Source organism: Vibrio sp. D173a (assembly GCF_030248475.1).
The window spans coordinates 1-1489 of record NZ_JAHGAH010000579.1 but is presented as its reverse complement, the minus strand read 5'-3'; the positions used below and the strand labels follow the sequence as shown (position 1 = coordinate 1489).

The window sequence follows — 1489 nt, the reverse complement described above, 5'->3', positions numbered from 1 at the left end:
ATAGGTGTTCTGGTACTAAGCCAAGACTCGCCAATAGAAAGCCGATAACAAGCGCAGTGGGAGAACTTACCCACGGGGTTAGGCAGAAAAGGGCAGCAAGATAAAAGGGGATGCTTTTGTTGAAGCTCATGTGATATCAGTGTTCGATTATTATAGGGTGAATTAGAGAGCACTATACGTTTAAATGATCGATAAGTAAGTCTAAATGAACTGAACAAACGTTAAGAAAAACTGAACGTTTGTTCCTTGTCACTATCGTACCTATTAATCTGAGCGAGCTTTAACGAAATTCGCCTCGAAGTTTTACGACCTTATCGCGCAACACATCGCATGACGCTTGTTTAGGGTCGATGGCATCACCCGCTTCGATTTCAAGCTTAGTCCAGAATCGTGTTGGCAAGCCTTTGCACGCTCGTCCTTTGTAACGGCTGAAGTAACTCCCCCATAAGCCTTTTAGTGCCATAGGGATGACTGGAACGGGTGAACGCTTGATGATCAGTTCCATACCGCGCATGAACTCACCGACCTCACCATCAGACGTTAAACGCCCTTCAGGGAAGATGCAGACAATGTGTCCATCATGCAGAGCTTGCTCGACTTCGTTGAAAGCACTGCGGATTGAACGTCGATTGGTCGCTGAAATCGGAATTACCCCAGCGCGTTTTAAGAATCGGCGAATAGGTGGCAGCTTGGCGTAGTCTTCTTCCATTATAAATCGGATTAGGCGTGGACAAACGGCACTCAATAACAAGGCGTCCATATAGCTCACATGGTTACAAATGATCAGTGCGCCACCCTTTTCAGGAAGGTGGTGAAGATTTTTGTGTTTAACGCGGTACATGGTATGCGTCACGATCCAAGTAAAGAATCGGAATGCATAAACTGATAAAAAAGGTAAAACACGATCAGTGTATTGAGGGTCGCTAGTAAGACAAACAACTCTACAATCGTCATCTCAAGCAAGCTCAAGCAGATGATACCGAGTACAGCACTGCCCACCATAAACAGTGAGTTGTAGATGTTAAGTCCTGCAATGACCTGAGCTCGCTCGTTTGGCTCTGCTCGGAACTGCATCAGTGCATACAGAGGAACAATGAAAATACCGCCTGAAATGCCCAGTAATAACAGGTAAGCAAACAGCGGCCAAAGATCTGAATGGCCAATAAATTGATTGAATGACTCAAACTGAGGCAGGCTTTCAGGAACAGCCAGCGCCATTAAAAGACCAAATAGGGAAATACCTAGGCTACCCATAGGTACGATGCCGATCTCGATACGGTGATTAGACAGCTTGTCACATGCCAACGAGCCGATGGCGATACCGACAGAGAATAGAGCCAACAGGAAAGCAACCGCACTCTCAGTGCCGTTTAGGTGAATCTTAGTAAAATTCGGGAACTGGGTTAGATAAGCCGCGCCTAAAAACCAGAACCAACTAATCGCCATTAAAGCCTGGAATGTTGGGCGGTCTTTTTTAGCAATCTTCAAG

2 pseudogenes are annotated in these 1489 nt (G+C 45.8%); both read right to left on the bottom strand.

From position 1 onward, the window contains the following. Window positions 1-130 (bottom strand): annotated as a pseudogene (locus KIV40_RS27660) (putative sulfate exporter family transporter); the annotation flags it as partial. A gap of 150 nt (window positions 131-280) precedes the next feature. Beyond that, window positions 281-1489, bottom strand: a pseudogene (locus KIV40_RS27655) (1-acyl-sn-glycerol-3-phosphate acyltransferase); the annotation flags it as partial.